Source organism: Catelliglobosispora koreensis DSM 44566 (genome assembly GCF_000379685.1).
GTDB classification, from domain to species: Bacteria; Actinomycetota; Actinomycetes; order Mycobacteriales; family Micromonosporaceae; genus Catelliglobosispora; species Catelliglobosispora koreensis.
This window is the reverse complement of record NZ_KB903249.1, coordinates 795,676-812,964: the sequence shown is the minus strand read 5'-3', so window position 1 is coordinate 812,964 and position 17,289 is coordinate 795,676. Positions and strand designations below refer to the sequence as shown.

The following is a 17,289-nucleotide window of genomic DNA, read 5'->3' as shown; positions in this document are numbered from 1 at the left end:
GCTACATTCGCGTGTGAACGCTTCGATTGTCCACAATGGATGAACCTGCAACCTATCGCGGGGGACTGATGACTGTCTGGTCGCGCCGTGCGGTTATGACCGCGGGCGCTGCCATGTTTGCCGCCGGGTGCACCGGCCCGTCCGGGCCAATCATCACTGGCGAAACGGCGATCGGCGTGTCGGCGGATGCGGCTGCGTTTGCCGGCATTCTGGCGCGCAGGGCCGCTGCGGTGCGGTCTGGCGACGAGGCCGCCTTTCTGGCCGACCTCGACATAGCAAAGCCTGGGCTGCGCAGCCAGCAGCGGATGCTTTTCGCCAATTACCGTCAGCTCACCTTCGCCAGCTTCGGCTATGTCCCCGTGCGTCATCCGGTCCGTCTGCCCGATGGCCGTGTTGCCTTCGACGTTGTCGGGATCTTGCAGTTGAGTATCGATGACGCCGGGGCTGGCGTGCTTCCCGGTGAAACGTGGCGGTACACAGTGTCGGCCAAGGACAGCCGGCTGATTGTCACCGACATTGTCGGCAAGACGCACGGCAGCACGGGCATGCAAGGTGTCGAGGGCCCTTTCGCGGATGCGCCATGGAACAGCACCGCGTTGACGGTCAAGAAGGCCGGCAATGTGTGGCTGGCCGCAGATACGTCCGTCACCGACCTTGACCGTTACGTCGCCCTGGCCACTGGTGAAGCGCACCGTATCGACGCGTTGTGGGGCGGCCGGTTGCGTTACCCGGGAAGCATGCTGTTTTTTACCCGCGACCCGCAGGCGTTTAAGACGTGGTATGGGTTTGGTTCGGCGCCTCACTACCGCGACACCGTTGAGGGAATCGCTACGGCGCGCTTGGGCGTGCGTGCCAACGGTGCACTGTTCTCCGGCCAGTTCGCCGGATCGCGGGTGGTGGTGAACCTGATGAGAACTGATGCCGCCAAAGACGATCCCCAACATGTCATCCGCCATGAACTGGCCCATGCTGTTACCGCACGCGCCCGGGAAGTCGGCGCCGGGTTCGACGATTTCTATTGCGGTGCGCCGGTGTGGGCGGTCGAGGGGTTCGCTGCGTGGACGGAAACGCTTGACAGCCCGCACCGTGCCGCCGCCTACCGCCATCACGCCCGAACGGGCTTCACCGGGTCGCTGCCCCGGTCGGATTCTTTCTACAGCGGGGATACCGGTGCGCACTATGCGCAGGCGGCCACGGTTTTCCTGCTAGCACAACAGCTTAAGGGGCCGCGGCGGCGACGGAGTTCTACGCTGCGGTGGCAGGTCACGCCGATGCCGGCCCGGAACCGTTTACGGCACTGCCCGCCTTTAGCAACATTTGCCAGAACGTGTTCGGTGTTAGCGGCGCCGTGTTCCTGTCCCAGTGGGCGGCCTTCGTCCGAAACGGAGGATGACATGTTCACAAGCGCGATCAAACAGGTGGGCCTGTGTGTTGCCGCGATGCTGATTGCCACCGCGGCCTCGTTTTACCTGTCCGGTGGCGGCCGCGCGGCTCGTTACGGCCCGGTGCGCTGGCTGTCGCCACGTCGTTTCACTGCATCCCCGGCTTGAATGCCAGCGATGTCATCAGCCCGCTGCAAACCAGCGGTTTCACGTGTAAGCAGAAACGCGCAACCGTGTACGCCTGCGAGCTCAACGTTGGGGCGGCAGGGTTCGAGGCGACCGTCGCCACCGCCGGGAATGCGGTGACCCGTGTGAGCGCGATCGTGCGTATCGAAGCAAACCTTGAACCCGGCCCCGGCACATTGGTGTTCCTGACCTGGATAGCCACGATCCCTTATAGCGGCGACCAAGCCAGTGTCACCGAAATCGCGTCGTGGGTCACCGGCCACGTCCAGGCCCGAACCTCAGCAGCCGCAACGATCGGCAGGTACATCTACACCCTTGAAGCATCCGTCCCGGGCACGTTATACCTCACGGTTGAAGGTGACGGTAAACGATGGCCGGCATGACCCCTTCACGGCTCACGATCGCCGTCATGGTCGCCGTGAGCCTGGTCGTCGGCGTTGTCACTGGTGTGGTTGCGGCGAAAATCGGCGAACCACCCCCGAAAGGCCCCGCGCTTCCCCTTGCTGTTGCCGCCGGATTCCCCACCGCCGGGCGGGCGTACTTGCCGGGTGTCACGGTCAGCCTGATCACGCAGGATTGGCTGGGAAAAGCCGCATGGACATGTGACGTACCGGAACCGGCCGGGTACCTCAACGCTGCTCAACAGCGCACCTTGTGTGTCGCACCGGCTTTGTCCCCTATGAGCGTGACGGTCCTGCACGATGGCAGCAAGGTCCGCAGTGTGTCCGCGTCCTGCCGTCACCCGCTCGGCTCCACGATCTGCACGACCTTGTATTCGGCTGCCGCAGAACTTGTCTTTACGACGATCCCGGAACATCGTGCGTCGGCGGCTGGCTGGGCCGCCGGTAACGCCACCCTGGATGCCAACACCACGATCGGCGGTATTCGGCTCATCACCGACCTGAGCGCACGGCATATCCGGTTCGTGGCCGCCGAATAAATCCCGGCCGGTTTCCGTCAGCTGCTCGGCTGATGGTGCCGCGCCTGCGGCCCATCCCCAAGTTGGCCGGACAGGACGTCACGCCGGCGCTTGCCCACACGAGGTCTTCGAAACCGCTGCCAGCCCGGGCACTGCCGCGATTCGTCTTACCACCGCAGACAGTGGTCTCTAGATACTCGTATTCGTGTGCCTAGGGCAAGCCGCGCGGCGCCGCTGATGATTCGTGGGCGGACCGCAGCGCCACGGGCATGACGGGCTCGCCTGAAGTTTCGTCAAGCCGATCTGGGGTTAACGCAATGTGGGTGAAGCCACTATGTGATGGCCGTGGCCACACTACGTGCTGTACTCCCCCGGCTAGCGATCCTGCCAGAACGTAAGGCTGTCAACGGTCCGCCGCCCATGCCGAAAGGCGCAGGCGCCAGCGTGCACCGAATCCGTGCACCAATCCCCCGTTCGCCAGCCGGTGCCGTGGTGTGCTGTTCGGCTGCGTCCTTTGTTTGCTGTGATCGCCCAGGGGTGGCGAAGCTGCGCGCGTGTCAGCTGCTGGCGGGGGTGTTGCTATCCGGGCTGAGGAATTTCTTGAGCCGTGCAGGATCGACGAGGGCGGCGATGGATTGCCCGGCTGTCCACATCGTTGCGGTGATGACGTAGGTGTATGCGATGGTGTCGCGGGTGCTGATGCTGGCCAGCATCATCCCGATGATGGCCAGGATGCCGCAGGTGTAGATGCGCGCGCCGGGGCTTCGGGTCAGCAGCAGCCCGATCGCGGCACCAGATAAGCCGCCGCCTGCCCAGATGAGAATGGTCCAGGTCGCTTTGTCCTGGCCGAACAAGGTGATGTCGCCGGATAGTCCGGCGGTGATGGCGGCTGTTCCTGCTGCGGCGCATAGCAGTGAGCTCGCGGGTAGCGAGCGCGGCCGGGCTACGGCGGGGGTGAGGTGGTGTGCGGCAAGGAGGACGACCGCGGCAGGGATGGTGCACCACATGGTGATGGGCAGGATGGGGTTGCCGTCGGTTTCGAGGTAAAGCTGTGCGGTCAGGCCGTAGATGACGGCAGCGGCCAGGCCGGTGAAGATGGCGCCCGTTCTGAGGTTGCGGCGTCGGCGTTTTGCGTCTGGGGTGTTATCCCCCGCTGCCGCCAGGAGGTGGCCGATGGTGGCGGCGGCGTGCAGGGCGATGAAGGCTGCCAGGCCGTAGGCGGCCCACGCGGTGATGATTTTCTGGCCGGTGCTGTACGTGGCGGCGTAGACGTCTGCGGCCATGAGGGTGTGGGTGAACAGCAGGATGGATGCGGCGATGAGCAGGAGTGGGCTGGCGAGTTTTGCTGCTTTGAGGCCGGGTTTGGTTGTCGGCGTTGGGTTGGCTGTGGTGTGTTGGCGGGTGGCTGCGGCGCGAACTGCTGCGGTGGCGGGGTCGGCGACGGTGATGACGGGGATGCCGAGCGAGTGGTGCAGGGCATCTGCGGCGCCGGGAAGTTGTGCTGTGCCGCCGCGCATATATAGGCCGGCCCACTGGCCGAGGGTGGTGTCGCTGTGGGCGGCGGCTTGTTTGATGGCGCCGGCGAGGGCTGTCCACAATGGATGGGCGAGTTGCCGCAGTTCGGTTTGGGTCAGCGTTTTACCGTCCGCTGTTGCCGTGGGGTATGCCGACAGCTGATGTTTGAGTGTTTGGGCGATAGCTAGCTCGGCTGGATCGCCTGTGGTGTCCGGGTTTTCGGGATAAAGGTGCGCTGCGATGAGGATGTCGATGGTGTCGCCGCTGACTTCGCGGGCGCGGGTGGCGGCGAGGATTTCGTGGCGGCCGTTGACATTTTGCACAACGGTGATGTCGGTGGCGGCGGCGCCGAGGTCGCAGATCGCGGTGATGGAGCCGTCGGGGTGTGGCGCGCCGGCGGCGGTCAGCGCGTCGAGGTGGGTCGTCGCGGAGTCGGCCAACTGTGGTGCCGGAAGCTGGGCGCGCCCAGCGGCGCGGCGCAGCGTGTTGCGCCACTGCGGGCCGCTGTAGGCGGGAACGAGCAGGACAGTCGTGTCGAAGGCGTGTCCTGTTTGGGCCGTGGCAGTGGTGTGAATGTGGCGCAGCGTGACGGCTGCGAGGGTGGCCGGGTCTGCCGCACTGTCGGCCGGGTCTTTGCCGAATGCGGCGGCCGGACACACCGGCTTGCTGCCCGGTGCCGGTGCGAGGTGAACGTTGCCGCGTTCGTCGGGGTAAACAGTGGTGCTCACATAGGAGTGGCCGTCGAAAGTGATCAGTTGCGGCGGTGTCGTGGGGCCGGCGGCGGCGGCCTTGGCCGCGGACATGCCGTAGTCAATGATCAAGGCATGTTGAATCATCGATCAAGAATGCCGCACGGGTGTGACAGTGTCCACCCAAAATACTGCCACCCCATGAGCAATCGCCTGATGTATACATTGGACGTGATCGCTGTGACAAAGAGGGTGTGACTGCCGGGAGGCGGGTGCCGGAATGGACAGGTCAATATTTGTGGCAATGCGCGGCCTAGCGGTAATCGTGGTGCTGGCCGCTGTACCCGCCGGGCTGTGGTGGTGGTTTCCGTGGCAGCCGGTTCCGGTGCCGCGCCTGGATTCCCCGGGTGAAACCGGTGTCGCCTCGCTGGTGCCGCTTCTGGTCAACGCCGCCGGTGTTGCGGCGGGACTGCTGTGGGTGTTGCTGGCCTATGTGACGGTGGTGCGGATTGCCGCGGTGTTTCTGCGGATCCGGCTGCCGCTGCCTAAACTCGCGGTCCCGTTGCATACGGCTATCGGCGGCGTTGTTGGAGCATCCGTTGTCACCACCGCGATCGCTTCCCCTGCTTCAGCATCGCCTGTAACCGCGTCTGCCAGTGCCGCGGCAGACGAAACCACTGCCGCGCAGGCGCGATCTGAAACGGCAGCGCTGGTGCCGGTACGTGTGATGGTGGGAGCACACCAGTACACGCACGTGGTGCGTAAAGGCGAGTACCTGTCTGTGATCGCAAAGGCCTGGCTCGGTGACGCCAGCCGGTGGCCTGAGATCTGCCAGCTCAACAAGCATCGTCATTTCCCGCGCCAGGGCGGCACCTTACGCGACTGTAACCTGATTTACCCGGGCTGGGATTTGCTGTTGCCCGCCGATGCGGTCCCGCCGCCGGGCACAGACGTAGTGCGGCCGCCAGACGACAACGCACAGACAGCACCTGAACCCGAACCGTTGGCGCCGCATACCACCACACCTTCCAGTACCGGCCCGGCAACGGCCACACCGCAGCCGGCTGCACCTGCCGTAACCGGGTTTTCACCATTGGCATCAACGGTGCTGCAACCATCCACACCCGACACCGGCCCCAGCGGCGATGCGCACGACGACATCACCGAAGACGGTGGCATCAGCGTGCCAGGCGGCTGGATGGTCCCCGCGATGGCCGGCCTAATGCTCGCCATCGCCGCAGGCGCATGGAACCGGCGCCGCCACCGCTACTTGCCCACCAGCACGCACACCACCCCGCATCCGGCCCCCGCCTTGGCCATCGCGGCCCGGCTACGTCACGCCCTGCGCCGCCGCTGGCAACACCAGCAACCCGAAACTATTCCGGCGCCTGAAGATGAACCGGTAACCGTGGCGCCAGAAGAACAGGCGCTGCCCGACCTGACCGGACTTGGCGTGCCCACCGGCACCGCCCTGAGCGGGCCGGGCGCCGACGGTGCCGCACGCGCCCTGCTCATCGCCGCCCTGTCCGCACACACCCTCGACGCGGACGGCCCGGCCGCACAGGTCATCATCCCCGCGCAAACCCTGCGGCGGTTGCTCGTCCAGCCGCACACCCCTGCCATCGACGGCCTCACCGTCACCGGCACCGCCGCAGACTCCCTCACACAAGTGGAAGAACAACTGATTAGCCGGTCGCGCACCGCAGCCGACACCGACGGTGCGCCAGCTTTGCCGCCGCTGCTGCTGCTCACCGACGTCCCCGACCCGCGCTGGCATCCCCGCCTCAGTACCGCGATCGCCGTCGGCGCCAACCTTGGCATCACCGTCGCCCTCATCGGCGACTGGCCCGCTGGGCACACCCTCACCCTCGACACAGACGGTGTCACACAACACAAAACACGCCTGTCGCATGTGGACAGCTCAATCGCCAATGATGCGCTCCACGCCATCGCCGAAGCGTCCGGAACCCAGCCAGAACCCGCACCGGCAAACACGACCACGACCGCCCCCACACCGGCCAGCGAAACCAGCCCGGCACAAGTAAAAGTGTGGGCGCGGATCCTCGGCGAACCTGCCATCCTCGGCCCCGACGGGCGGCCCATGCCCAAACTACGCACCAAATCCCTGGAACTACTCGTCTACCTCGCCGTCAACCCCGCCGGCGCCACCCTGTCATCCATCATGGAAGCACTCTGGCCCGACATCACCATGCGCCGCGCCAGCGAACGCCTGTCCACGACCGTCGCCAACCTGCGCAGCATCATCCGCGCCGCCCACGCCCAAACCACCGGCACCACACCAGACCGCAACCTCGAACCCGTCACCAACACCGGCGGCCACTACACCCTCAACCCAAACATCCTCGACATCGACTGGTGGCAAACACAACACGCCACCGCCCACGCCGCCGCCCTCCCCCGCAACCAGCAACTAACCGCACTGCAAACCGCCATCAGCCACCTCAACGGCCCACTAGCCGCAAACCAAGACTACGAATGGATAACCACCGACCGCGAACACATCCGCCGCCAGCAACTCAACCTCTACACCAACGCCGCACAACTCGCCTCCGAAAACGACCCCACCCAATCCCACGCCCTATGGGAAAAAGCCTGCGACACCGACCCGCTCAACGAAAACCTCGCCCTGCAATCCATCCAAGCAGCCGTCCACATCGGATCCCACACCGCGGCGGCACGGCGCCTGGCACACCTGCGCAAAGCCCTCGCCGACGCCGCAATCCCGGCCACCACACCAGCAATCACCCAAGCCGCGAAGCTCGTGCACGCCGCAAACACACACGGAGCGAGCCGGCGCCGAAACCAGCTCACCCCGCCACGGTCGGGATAACATCCGACCGCAGCCGATCCAAAGCATCGCCCGCATCTTCGTTACCTCAGCCTGTCCGCGCACAGATTGGATTGGCGCGAGCCGGTCAACTGCCGCGCTCCAGTTGCTCCAAGGTGCCTCGAACTTCCCAGCCTTGAACTGCACCCCAGGCAGAGCCAGGCTTGGCTGAGCCGGCTAATCAGAGCTCGTGTCAAAGGACATCGCGGAGTGCCTGGCGACTACGTTTCAATCCCTACCCGATACAGCATTTTCCCAGCTTTCACCGCATACCCCTCCGCTCATAAAACGCAATCGCCAAAGGGTTGTCGCTGTCCGCGGTCCATTCCACCCGACTACAAGCCGTCTCTTGGGCGATCTCAATGAGTCTGTCCATCAGGAGCTTGCCGACACCGCTTCGTCTTTCGGCTTCGGACACATACAGCTCCTTGAGGTAGAGAGATTGGGTGAGATCGGCAGCAGGCCGCAGAAATGAATACGAGGCGGTACACCGAACCATGGCTTCGCCCCGCTAGCGCCTGCGCTTGCCGCGCAACGGTTATCGCTTCCGCCAGGTTGCCTGCGTAGTAATGGACGTACGCCTCGTGCGCTCGTACCCACGAGCGGGTGTCGTTATCCACGGCTTCGTCGGCAGCTACGCGAGCGGTACGCGCCCAGCTCCGCGCCGCCAATGGCTCGTCCAGCTTGATGAGTGTCAGGAACATGAGTCCGGCCATCTGCGCCGTAGCTCGGGTGAGCCGACGTAGCGCCGAGGACGAGGACGAGTGCCGCCGTTCTAGAAGCTGTTGCAGCTCAACGAAATCCGAAGCAAGCTCCACAAGCATCTGGCCAGCCGGACGGAATCGGGTCGCCTGGCCGTGGATCTCCACAGTCAGCTCCCACTCATCCAGCCCACTGCACTGACGCTCTCGGTACTCACCGCGTCGTGCAGGTTACGCCAGTGCGTGCCTTCACTGCCTGGAGATGAGGTCTTCAGGCTCGGTCCTGTTGGGGTCCGTGTCAGCCAACTGATCTTCAACACGTCCAGGTCTCGGGCATCTTGGTGCTCGCCGGCGGCTTGATTAGGCTCTTCGACGTTAGGGCCGAGGCTCAGTGAGCAGGGCGCGAAGTTGGGCGACAAAATTATCGCCCGGCATGATGCCGCTCGTGACATCCACATATTGAAGGCTGGCGAGGCTAAAGAAGCGGTTGCCTTTGAGGAGAAGAGGGAGGATGGCCTTCTGGTAGTCCTGGGCTTCGGCGATTTCATTGCTGACCCAGTCGGAGTGTTCTGCCATGGGGGTCATGACAACGATGACAGCTGAGCTGGTGTGGATGCGTTCTCGGATAACGTTGGCCCATTTATGGCCGGTGATGATCTCATGGTCGTACCATACGGGAATGTCCAAGTTAGACAGATATCTTGCGAGGCGCTTCACATAGTCGGCGGCTTCGTGATGGCTGTAGCTGATGAAGACGTGTTTAGTTGACGACGGAAAGCTATTTGGCGGGTTCGGTCCGGGCGCCGATTGGGCTGGATCAGGTGTATGCAGAGGCAGATCGAGTAATCCGGGCCGGTTAACTTGCCGTGCCCGCACCCACAGTGTCCTATCGGGAACTGCGTGTGCCGTGGGAATGGAGACGATTGGTTCTGGTTCCGGTGCTGGCTGGTCAAGAGCTGCCCCGAGCTCTCCCCTGGCAGCTGCCCAGACAACTAGCGGGGCATAGAACGCCAAGATAGCAGCGCCACTCCATAGCGCGGCCGTCATTGATTGAAATATCAAACCGACCACGGTTGAGACCAAGAGACTACCAATGATGCCGCCGCATCCGGCCTTTAAGCCGTCTTCCACGCGAGACACCAGTCACCATCCAATGAACATCGACAACAGCCACAGTCTCGCAGTAGACCCACCGTCAACCCAATCCACTAAACGGAGCTACAATCCTGAGGCTCACCCCCGGGAATGGACACAGGGTTTCACGCGGCCAGCGCCAGCGTAGCGGTGAAGCGCCCCGACTTTCGTTGAACCCCTGATCTCCACCAGGCTCGGGGCGCTTCACGTAGCGCCGTGTGGGAAGTCGTTCTGTCCTTGCGTAGCCGGGAATCATTTCATCCCAGTCGGCGGAAGACGCGAACTGTGTGGTCAATACTGGTACGAACCGGTTGTGGTGTGCGCCGGTCGGGCCCCGGTTAGTGGCTGAAACCTGGTTTGAGTCTCATTTGGAGCGCGGCTAGGGTTTGCACACGTGACCAACAAATCGACAAATGTGACTGGGCGTCGGCGGCGGGCTTCGTGGGAAGCGATCGGCGGGATCACCGCTATCGCGGGCCTGGTGGTTGCGGCGGTGTTCGGGGTGTTAGAGCTCCTTCCTGACCGGCAAGCGCCCGTTGATGAACGCCTGGAACTCGTCGATTTGGAGTTCGCACCGGACGCGGCGGATGTCGCGGACCTTAGGGGTGGTGATGCCTATCCGCGGCCGGTTCTGCTGGTCACCTTGCGTAACCCGGCGGACGATACGGCTGTGCTCACCGGTGTGAAACTGGTGGTACGTGACCTGTTGCGGGTACCTGGCTGCGGGCTAGCCAGCGGCGGCGACCTCGGCCCCACCCTGAACTACGACTTCAAGTTCCCTGTCGCCCAAGGCGACTGGGAGGAAACCAGCCCACGCAATTTCGCGGTGGCGCCTCGTTCAGCGGACGCGCTATCGATCACTATGGGCCCCAAGCAAAGCGACGACCACCTGGTGTTCCTGTGGCGTTTTTCCGTCTACGGTGTCTCGGCCGCCGGCCGCGAGGCGCACTGGGGCGATGGCATTGCCATCAACATCCACGCCTCACCGCAAGGCTATGAGGAATACGTTTGGGGTGAACGGTCGCCGAGTATCACCGAGGTGCAGGTGCGTGCGTGTGCCGGCACGCGGGCAAAGGAGATCGCCAGCTACCTGGCCAAACATTCCGATGCCACGCTGCGTCACCGGGAAATTGCCAGCCTGCTCACCGGTTTCCAGTCAATGGCAGCAAAGTAATGCGCCGGCGCACGATCCTCGGAGCCGGTGTGGGGATAGGACTAACGGTTGCCGGCGGTGCCTGGCTGGCACTTCGCCGCGATCCGGGTAGCGGATCCGGCTTCAAGGATCCGGCGGGTACGCGAGACAAGCCTTTCCTTTGGCAAAGCAATCTCGTCGTCGATGGCTCTGGCGATCTGGCCGCCGACGACAGTGCGCTCTATTTGGCCAACGACGATAGGCAGTTGATCGCCCTGGACACGGCGGCGGGAAAGCAGCTGTGGCGCAACGACGACGCGGTCGCAAAGATGGAGTCGGCCAGGCTGGTGCGCGCTGGCGGGCATCTGTACGCCTACGGCGGCTTTAGCGACAAGAACAGGCACTGCCATCTGGTAGCACTCAACCCGGCGACCGGGAAACCGTTATGGCACCGCGATTTCCAGTACAGCGCCGGCCCGGCACAGCCGATCCTGCTGGAAAAGGGGCTGCTGATCGGGTTCCACGAAGGGTATGTGCACTGCGTCGACCCGGCAGACGGCGACGACGTGTGGCAGGTTGATGGTGGAGCTTTCGCCGCAGGAAACTACATCGATCATCTCGGTGCCACGCCAGGCGGATCCGTGATCGCCAGTGTCCAATGGGCCAAGAATGGCGGCGCGGTGCTGGGGATCAGGCCGGGCGGAGGCCTGACCGAGTGGCTCGCCGACCCAGGCAGATCCGAATGGCCGGTACCCAGCGCATGGGCGACCGAGCCGCATTATCGCGCCGGTGTGCACTGGCTCGCGGTAGCCTCCGATGACCTTGCCCACGCGGTATGCAAGGTCGCTGGCGGTGCGGAGCTGGTGGCGTTTAACCCCCTAAACGGACAGCTGCGCTGGCGGCTAAGCGCGGCACTGTGCAGCAGCCCGATCCTGCGCGAAGGCACCATGTACGCCGCCGTACTGGAACAATCCGGCACCGCAGCAGTCCTGGCTCTCAATGCGGCGACCGGTAAGGTCGCCTGGCGGTGCGAGGCAAACGCCGACCTGCTCACTACCAGAGTGGGCAACATAACCTACGCCTCGCTGGCCGCAGGCGATGATGGCATATGTGCCGCGTCGGACGAAGGGCTCATTTTCGCCGGCCTGGCCGACGGCAAACCCCGCGCACAGGTGGCTGCACCGCCAGACATGAGCTTTGAAAACAGCAGCATGCTGGCAATCGGCCACGTATTGCACATCGTGCGGCACGGGCCACAAGGCGACGCGGTCGACCGGTTCGATATGAGCAACGGGCAGGCCATCGAGCCAATCAAGCTAAGCGGCCACGGTCACATGCTGGCCCAAACAAAAGCCGGTGTCATGCTCACCACCTCAGAGGGCACCTTCCGGCTCGCGATCTAACGACCCGGCCTGCAGCCGGTGACTGCGCCGGGCGGTTCACGACCTCGGTCTCCCACTCGGCGATGACCATCGCGACGAAGTGATCGATGATGGGCTGAAAGGCTTCAGGTGGTACGTCAAGCTCAAGCCGTGCGATCAGGGTCTCGTACAAGTCCCGCAGGCGCGCTTCGCATTGGGCCTGCGTCACGGCTGAACCGGTTGCGCGACAGGTAGATGCGTACGTCCCGGGCTTGCTTTAGCGTGCGTGCGATGTCGGCAATGCTTAGCTTTCGCGCCAATGCCTTGCCGAATGTGGCTACCAATGGTGGTAGCACCCGTCCGGCATGTGCTTTGGCGTATTGCGTGAATAGAGCCGTCGGTGCCGCGACCCGGTCGGCGATGGCCGCAGCCAGCAGTCCAACGCAGGCGTCAGCGAGCCTGACTGGGGCACGGCGAGCCCATGAGTTCGAGGGCTGGAATGCCGCAATCTCACCGCCGTCCACAATGGTGCGAAGGTGACAGACGCCTTAACGTCCCCGAGCCAGCGAACTCCAAGGGCAGGACGGCGCGGCACCGGGGGAGCCAGGGTCGTTCGCCGGAGCGTCGTGAGGTACGGGATTTCTCAATGAGCCCACGGTGGTGTGGCATCGACTGGGCCGAGACCCAACACGGCGTCGTCATCGTTGACGAGCAAGGAAAACCAGCCGCCCGGGCAAGGATCACCGACGATCCTAAAGGAGTGTCGCGTCTGCCGGGAATGCTGGCTGTTGCCGCAGACGCCAACGGTGGTGTCGCGGTGCCGGCGGCGATCGAGACACCACACAGTCTTCTGGTCGCCTCGCCGTCAAGTCCGCTGGTCTGTCACATGAATAGCAACAGAGGTCAAGTTAGAAGGTAGTGCAAATTGGACAATAGCCTGCCTCGCCAGCCAATCCACCGAATAGTGCTCGACCTGCGCAGCCCTCGATCGGACCGTCGACCCCATCTGCGCCGTGGCCGCGATCAGCCAGCCATCGCTGGTCCGCTCATTATCACGCTGGCCGAATCTGGTGCCTGCGCCGTCACAGCGCAGGGAGAACGCCTCAGCTGCGCACAGCGGCTGGCACCGCACCGCATCCGCGCATCAAAGAATCCAGAAGTTCAAACATAGGAGGACGCCAAGATAGAACAATGGTGCAAGCGTGAACACCGCTTTACTGATGTCATTCTTGATGTTTCTTACCTCTTGTGGGCTCGCGTAGACCCAATCATCTATCGCCTCATACCCCGGATGGCTGGGGTCATCGCGCATGATATCGATAAACTTTTGCCTATCCTGACGCTCCTTCTTGATCTTCCGTGCGTTCCGGAAGATAGATACCACCGAGCCGGCCAAAGAGGCAGGCCACATTATGACTTCAAGGATCAGGAACATGACCACCAGAGCGGAGCCAGGCCAGCCAGAATCACCTCGATGGTGTCGGCCACTGCGCACTTTCGAGGCCACATAAATGATTCCCACAGACAGGTAGTCCCGCACATAGGCTGGAACTTCGGCCTGTATGCCAATCCAGCCGAGCGGGACGGAAACAAGAACGTGGAAGACCCACGTAGCAGCGGGCCGGATAGTCACCTCCCACACCGCCAACAGCGGCGAAAGAGCACTCTTCCAAGGGATGTCCCACATTTGCCCAACCGCGGCGGCAAGTCCAAGAGCGGCAGTGATAGCGGCCACCTGCTGACCGAGATCACGTACCTTTGCCCGGAGGGGGTTCCTGGGCTTCTTGCCGGGACTGGCTTCAGGCACGGCAGTAGTGTATTCACCCGCGTCAAACGCCCGTCATGGCTGCGCGCGTCAGCGAATCAGCTCGTTGGGCCTACTGTGCGACTCGCACGGCGCAGTCCGAAACGACGACCGCACCCAGACCCGCTTTGAAACGCCGCAACCAGCTGCCTGCTCGCGTCCGCCGGCTCGCTCGGTCTCTTTTGGGCAGTCGTGGGCCCGTGCTGGTGCTTCGATACGGTCATGAGGCCATTTTGTGATCTTGAAACGAGTTGAGCCCCGGCGATGAGCTGGTGCGTTGTTAAGTCAATGAAAGTGTTTGGCATGCCTGCCGATTCGGGGTGGCTCGGACAACTTCACCACTGCCTGCAACACCGCGAAATCTTTGACGAGAGCTACGCCTACCTCGAAACAAGCCAGACCCCGTACGAACCTACAACAGATAGTCAGGCATTGATGTTCAATGGCTTAGCAACCTGGAAGTCCGGCCAGCAGTTTGCGCGATGAGCTGGGGATCGAACCGCTCCGCCGCAGTCGAAGGCCAGGTCAACCGCATCAAAATGCTCAAATGTCAAATGTACGGCCGGGCCAAATTCGATCTACTCCAGAAACGTGTCCTCCTCGCCACCTGAAACCAAGCGGGTCAACATTAACGGAAAGTGGTTAGATCCAGTTTTTCCGCAGTGCGGCAGAACCCGTCCGAGCCGAGGCGGTGACCTCGCAGCGGGCTACCCGGTCCGGTGATTGGCGGATGTCCATTTACCCTTCGGGGGGTGACACTGTCGAGCGGGTGCGTACTGGAGGTGGCGTGAGACGGGCTATGCGCTTCGCATCGGCGTCAATCGTCGCCGTAGGAGCATTTCTAGGCACTTGGTGGTTGTGTTCGTCTATCTTGGAGCTTGATCAAGAGACCGGTCAGGCTCTGGCTGGTTTGGCTGCCACCATCGTGCTGCTCCCGCTCACGTGGTGGGCGACCCGGGAGATTCACTACGCCGCCGCTCTGCCCGGCCGAAGGCGAGTCGCGGTCATTGTTGCGAGCGGGATTGTGGTAGCTGGTGCCGCTACGGTGGTGCTGCTTAACTCGCGCCACCCCAGCGGAACCGCCAACACCGCATCTACGCCTGGCACTACTGGCGCTAGTAGTTCACCATCATCGTCTTCTCCGACCACGCCATCTCCATCGGCGAGCCCCGTAAGCCCTTCAGCGACTGTTCTTGCCACCACGACCACTCAGGCGGCAAAGCCAAAGCCGTCTCCCACCTACCCAAGCGGCGACTTCTTCTTCGCGCAGTTGATCGAGTGCCTATGGGGACCTGACGGAGTTGGTCAGAACGAAGTCATCGTCAGGTATCACATCGGCTATTCAGGAGCGCCGCTGACGAACCTCCCCAACGGCACCATGTTCGAGCGACGACACAGATACATGGGCATCTGGAGCGGCCCGTTCTTCAATTCACCGCAGGCATTTGCCAATCAGGATGACCAAGCCATCGTCGACAGGCTAGCGGACTTGTCCTCCGAGGCGACGGGGACTGCCCTCATCAGACTGGACTATGCCAACACGTTCGCGGAGCCAAACGAAAGTAACAACACCTTGAGCGTCACCTTTACACGTCCAGCTGGCCACAACACCGGGTTCTACACCTCAATTCCCTGCCACGTAGGGTAAGTCCATATATATCTATATTTGTGCTCCTGAACTTATCTCGCTGCTGCCGATGCAGCTGATCTACCTGGATGGTGGCTTACCCGATGGTAGTGATGCTGTCCCAGCAAGTGCCACAGACCGGGCCCGGACAGAACCGGCGGGCCGGGCGAGGGTAGCGCGCGGACACAATGATCGAGCCCATGAAGCTCAGTGACTTACAGGGAGCGCTGACGCGCATGGAGCCCGCCGTGCTGCCGTCGTGGTCAGCCTCAAAGGCGGCCGTCCCGATGACGGCTTCGCCATCAAACGCGAAGGCGCTAAATGGATCGTGTACTACAGCGAACGTGGTGGCCGGTCCAACATCGAAAAGTTTGACAGCGAAGACGCAGCCTGCCGACGACTATGGACTCTGGTGACCGACGGTCTACCAGTACCGGAAGACCTGCCAGGCTAGGCGGCTGAGCGCCGAAGCAAACAACCCATCATAAATCTAGGCCACCGGTTAACCATCACCTGGGACGGAAAAGCTAAGCATCAGGTGGGACTAGACAGGCCGACGCTGATTGTAGGTATGACGAAGACCGTTGACTTTCGGGTCGGCGGTCTTTTGCTTGAGGCGTTCGTAGGGTGTTTGCCCGTTGAGGCCGCCGTGGGGGCGGTGGTAGTTGTAGTAATCTTCCCACTCCTGGAGCTTGATGTTGAATAGCTGGGCGTCGTCGATCACGACGCCATCCAGGAGTCGGTAAAACTCTTCGGCGTCGATGCGGTGTGATCGTTCGACTTTGCCGTTGAGGCGTGGGGTGTGGGGTTTGATGTAGACATGGCGGACGCCTAAATCTGTTACGTGCCAGTGGAATTGGGTCTGAAATTCGGCGCCGTTGTCAGTCTGTATGACCTCCACGTGAAACGGCAGCTTGGACAGCACGTAGTCGACGAACTGGATCGCGGTTTTCTGGTTGCAGGCCGGGTAGGCGCGCAGCACGCGCAGGCGGGTGCAGTCGTCGATCGCGGTGAACTGGTAGAACCGGCGGCGGGAGCCAGGCAAGCGCTCGAGGAATTTGACGTCGATTTGCAGCCGGTGGCCGGGCTGCTGTTTCTCGTAGCGTTTCCACCGCTTGTTGTGCTGTTTGTAGCGCTGGTAGGCGGGCAGGCGGCCGACCCCAGCCCGGTGCAGGATGCGCCACACACCCGAGGTGGAGATCTGTACGTCGTGGTACCGCTTGAGGTACATAGAGATCTTGCGTGGGCCGAAGTGGTAGCTCTGCCGCAGGTACAGGATCTTGCCGACGACCTCGGCTGGGGTCTCGTTGCGAATGTTCTTCGGCCGTTTCGACCGGGTACGCAGGCCATCGACGCCTTCGGCCTGGTAGCGGCGGTACCACAGGTAGTACGCCTGGCGGCTGATACCGAAGTATCGGCAGGTCAAAGCCACATTGCCCGACACTTCCTCGACATGCTGGATCATCGCCAGACGGCGTTTAGCATCACGATCAAGCGGCTGCGGCTTCGGTGAGTCTTCCGGGGGCTGGTTCACTTTGTCTCCAACGGTTCTGGAGACCCGAAGTGTCAACGATCTTCGTCAGTTTTAGAATCAAGTGGACCTAGGCATTTCGGGGACATTTTGTCGTGTCCCGGTAGATTGCTTAACCCAGGCGCACCACTGGATGCTGAAGGAACGGCCAACGGCGCCCGGGTGGTGAGGTCCGGTGCCGTGGGCAGACACCTTTGTGCTTGCCCACGGCACCATCATTATGTTATTGGAGCATTAGCGCCTGGGGCCATTGCCCGCCCATGTTTACTGCTGATGCTTGCCTCGACCAATGCGTCGTACTGGCAATGTGCCAGCCGCTCGTATCGGTGTAGATGTGTTGTACGACACCGTTTTTGAGGGCAAGCCCCTGGGGGTGCGTGCCACCCATGTTCACCGCTGATACGGCATCTGCCGGCAGCCCGGTGCTTCCGATGTGCCAGCCAGAGGTGTCAGCCCAGAT

Annotated in this window: 15 protein-coding genes; 9 read left to right on the top strand and 6 right to left on the bottom strand. The window is 62.7% G+C overall.

What is annotated here, in order from left to right; genetic code table 11:
* Nucleotides 1-35 precede the first annotated feature (35 nt).
* The 3 genes from A3E1_RS0103815 to A3E1_RS0103805 are packed head-to-tail and all read left to right on the top strand — an operon-like array spanning nucleotide 36 to nucleotide 2,508.
* Nucleotides 36-1,550, top strand: a complete 1,515-nt coding sequence (locus A3E1_RS0103815; RefSeq protein ID WP_157631297.1) for a hypothetical protein — start codon at nucleotides 36-38, stop codon at nucleotides 1,548-1,550.
* The gene (locus A3E1_RS0103810) at nucleotides 1,547-1,951 is read left to right on the top strand and encodes a hypothetical protein (protein WP_020519416.1); all 405 of its coding nucleotides are present in this window, start codon (nucleotides 1,547-1,549) and stop codon (nucleotides 1,949-1,951) included. The genes A3E1_RS0103815 and A3E1_RS0103810 overlap by 4 nt, the downstream gene beginning before the upstream one ends.
* Nucleotides 1,948-2,508, top strand: coding sequence for a hypothetical protein (locus tag A3E1_RS0103805; RefSeq protein ID WP_157631296.1), 561 nt, complete (start codon nucleotides 1,948-1,950; stop codon nucleotides 2,506-2,508). The genes A3E1_RS0103810 and A3E1_RS0103805 overlap by 4 nt, the downstream gene beginning before the upstream one ends.
* Before the next feature lie 536 nt (nucleotides 2,509-3,044).
* Here A3E1_RS0103805 and A3E1_RS0103800 read toward each other — a convergent pair.
* Nucleotides 3,045-4,838, bottom strand: a complete 1,794-nt coding sequence (locus tag A3E1_RS0103800) for an Hsp70 family protein (protein WP_020519414.1) — start codon at nucleotides 4,836-4,838, stop codon at nucleotides 3,045-3,047.
* A gap of 157 nt (nucleotides 4,839-4,995) precedes the next feature.
* On the opposite strand from A3E1_RS0103800, the gene A3E1_RS0103795 reads away from it, so the two are divergent.
* Nucleotides 4,996-7,542 (top strand): BTAD domain-containing putative transcriptional regulator, encoded by a 2,547-nt coding sequence (locus A3E1_RS0103795; RefSeq protein WP_020519413.1) that lies wholly within the window; start codon nucleotides 4,996-4,998, stop codon nucleotides 7,540-7,542.
* A gap of 259 nt (nucleotides 7,543-7,801) precedes the next feature.
* On the opposite strand, the gene A3E1_RS38810 is transcribed toward A3E1_RS0103795, so the two are convergent.
* Together A3E1_RS38810 and A3E1_RS45890 are read right to left on the bottom strand one after the other, a co-directional pair.
* Nucleotides 7,802-8,038, bottom strand: coding sequence for a GNAT family N-acetyltransferase (locus A3E1_RS38810; protein WP_020519412.1), 237 nt, complete (start codon nucleotides 8,036-8,038; stop codon nucleotides 7,802-7,804).
* 577 nt (nucleotides 8,039-8,615) lie between these two features.
* Nucleotides 8,616-9,371: a toll/interleukin-1 receptor domain-containing protein gene (locus tag A3E1_RS45890; protein ID WP_157631295.1), complete on the bottom strand. Its 756-nt coding sequence runs from the start codon at nucleotides 9,369-9,371 to the stop codon at nucleotides 8,616-8,618.
* A 397-nt stretch (nucleotides 9,372-9,768) separates the two neighbouring features.
* Here A3E1_RS45890 and A3E1_RS0103780 point away from each other — a divergent pair, with 397 nt between their 5' ends.
* The 3 genes from A3E1_RS0103780 (at nucleotide 9,769) to A3E1_RS38805 (ending at nucleotide 12,786) form a co-directional block, all read left to right on the top strand.
* On the top strand, nucleotides 9,769-10,548 hold the full coding sequence (locus tag A3E1_RS0103780; RefSeq protein WP_020519410.1) for a hypothetical protein: 780 nt from the start codon (nucleotides 9,769-9,771) through the stop codon (nucleotides 10,546-10,548).
* A 29-nt stretch (nucleotides 10,549-10,577) separates the two neighbouring features.
* Nucleotides 10,578-11,909, top strand: a complete 1,332-nt coding sequence (locus A3E1_RS0103775) for a PQQ-like beta-propeller repeat protein (RefSeq protein WP_169454362.1) — start codon at nucleotides 10,578-10,580, stop codon at nucleotides 11,907-11,909.
* 604 nt (nucleotides 11,910-12,513) lie between these two features.
* Nucleotides 12,514-12,786 carry an IS110 family transposase gene (locus tag A3E1_RS38805; protein ID WP_020519408.1) on the top strand — a complete coding sequence of 91 codons (273 nt, stop codon included), beginning with the start codon at nucleotides 12,514-12,516 and terminating at the stop codon, nucleotides 12,784-12,786.
* Nucleotides 12,787-13,011: 225 nt separating this feature from the next.
* Here A3E1_RS38805 and A3E1_RS0103765 read toward each other — a convergent pair whose 3' ends face one another.
* The gene (locus A3E1_RS0103765; RefSeq protein WP_040390332.1) at nucleotides 13,012-13,674 is read right to left on the bottom strand and encodes a hypothetical protein; all 663 of its coding nucleotides are present in this window, start codon (nucleotides 13,672-13,674) and stop codon (nucleotides 13,012-13,014) included.
* Nucleotides 13,675-14,542: 868 nt separating this feature from the next.
* Between A3E1_RS0103765 and A3E1_RS38800 the strand changes: the two genes are divergently transcribed.
* Nucleotides 14,543-15,319, top strand: coding sequence for a hypothetical protein (locus tag A3E1_RS38800; protein ID WP_157631294.1), 777 nt, complete (start codon nucleotides 14,543-14,545; stop codon nucleotides 15,317-15,319).
* 238 nt (nucleotides 15,320-15,557) lie between these two features.
* On the top strand, nucleotides 15,558-15,752 hold the full coding sequence (locus tag A3E1_RS38795) for a hypothetical protein (protein WP_020519403.1): 195 nt from the start codon (nucleotides 15,558-15,560) through the stop codon (nucleotides 15,750-15,752).
* A gap of 90 nt (nucleotides 15,753-15,842) precedes the next feature.
* On the opposite strand, the gene A3E1_RS0103740 is transcribed toward A3E1_RS38795, so the two are convergent.
* Complete coding sequence (locus A3E1_RS0103740; RefSeq protein ID WP_020519402.1) at nucleotides 15,843-16,832, bottom strand: IS481 family transposase; 990 nt, start codon at nucleotides 16,830-16,832, stop codon at nucleotides 15,843-15,845.
* 220 nt (nucleotides 16,833-17,052) lie between these two features.
* On the bottom strand, nucleotides 17,053-17,289 hold a 237-nt coding region (locus A3E1_RS47880), incomplete at its 5' end, for a hypothetical protein (protein WP_211215848.1).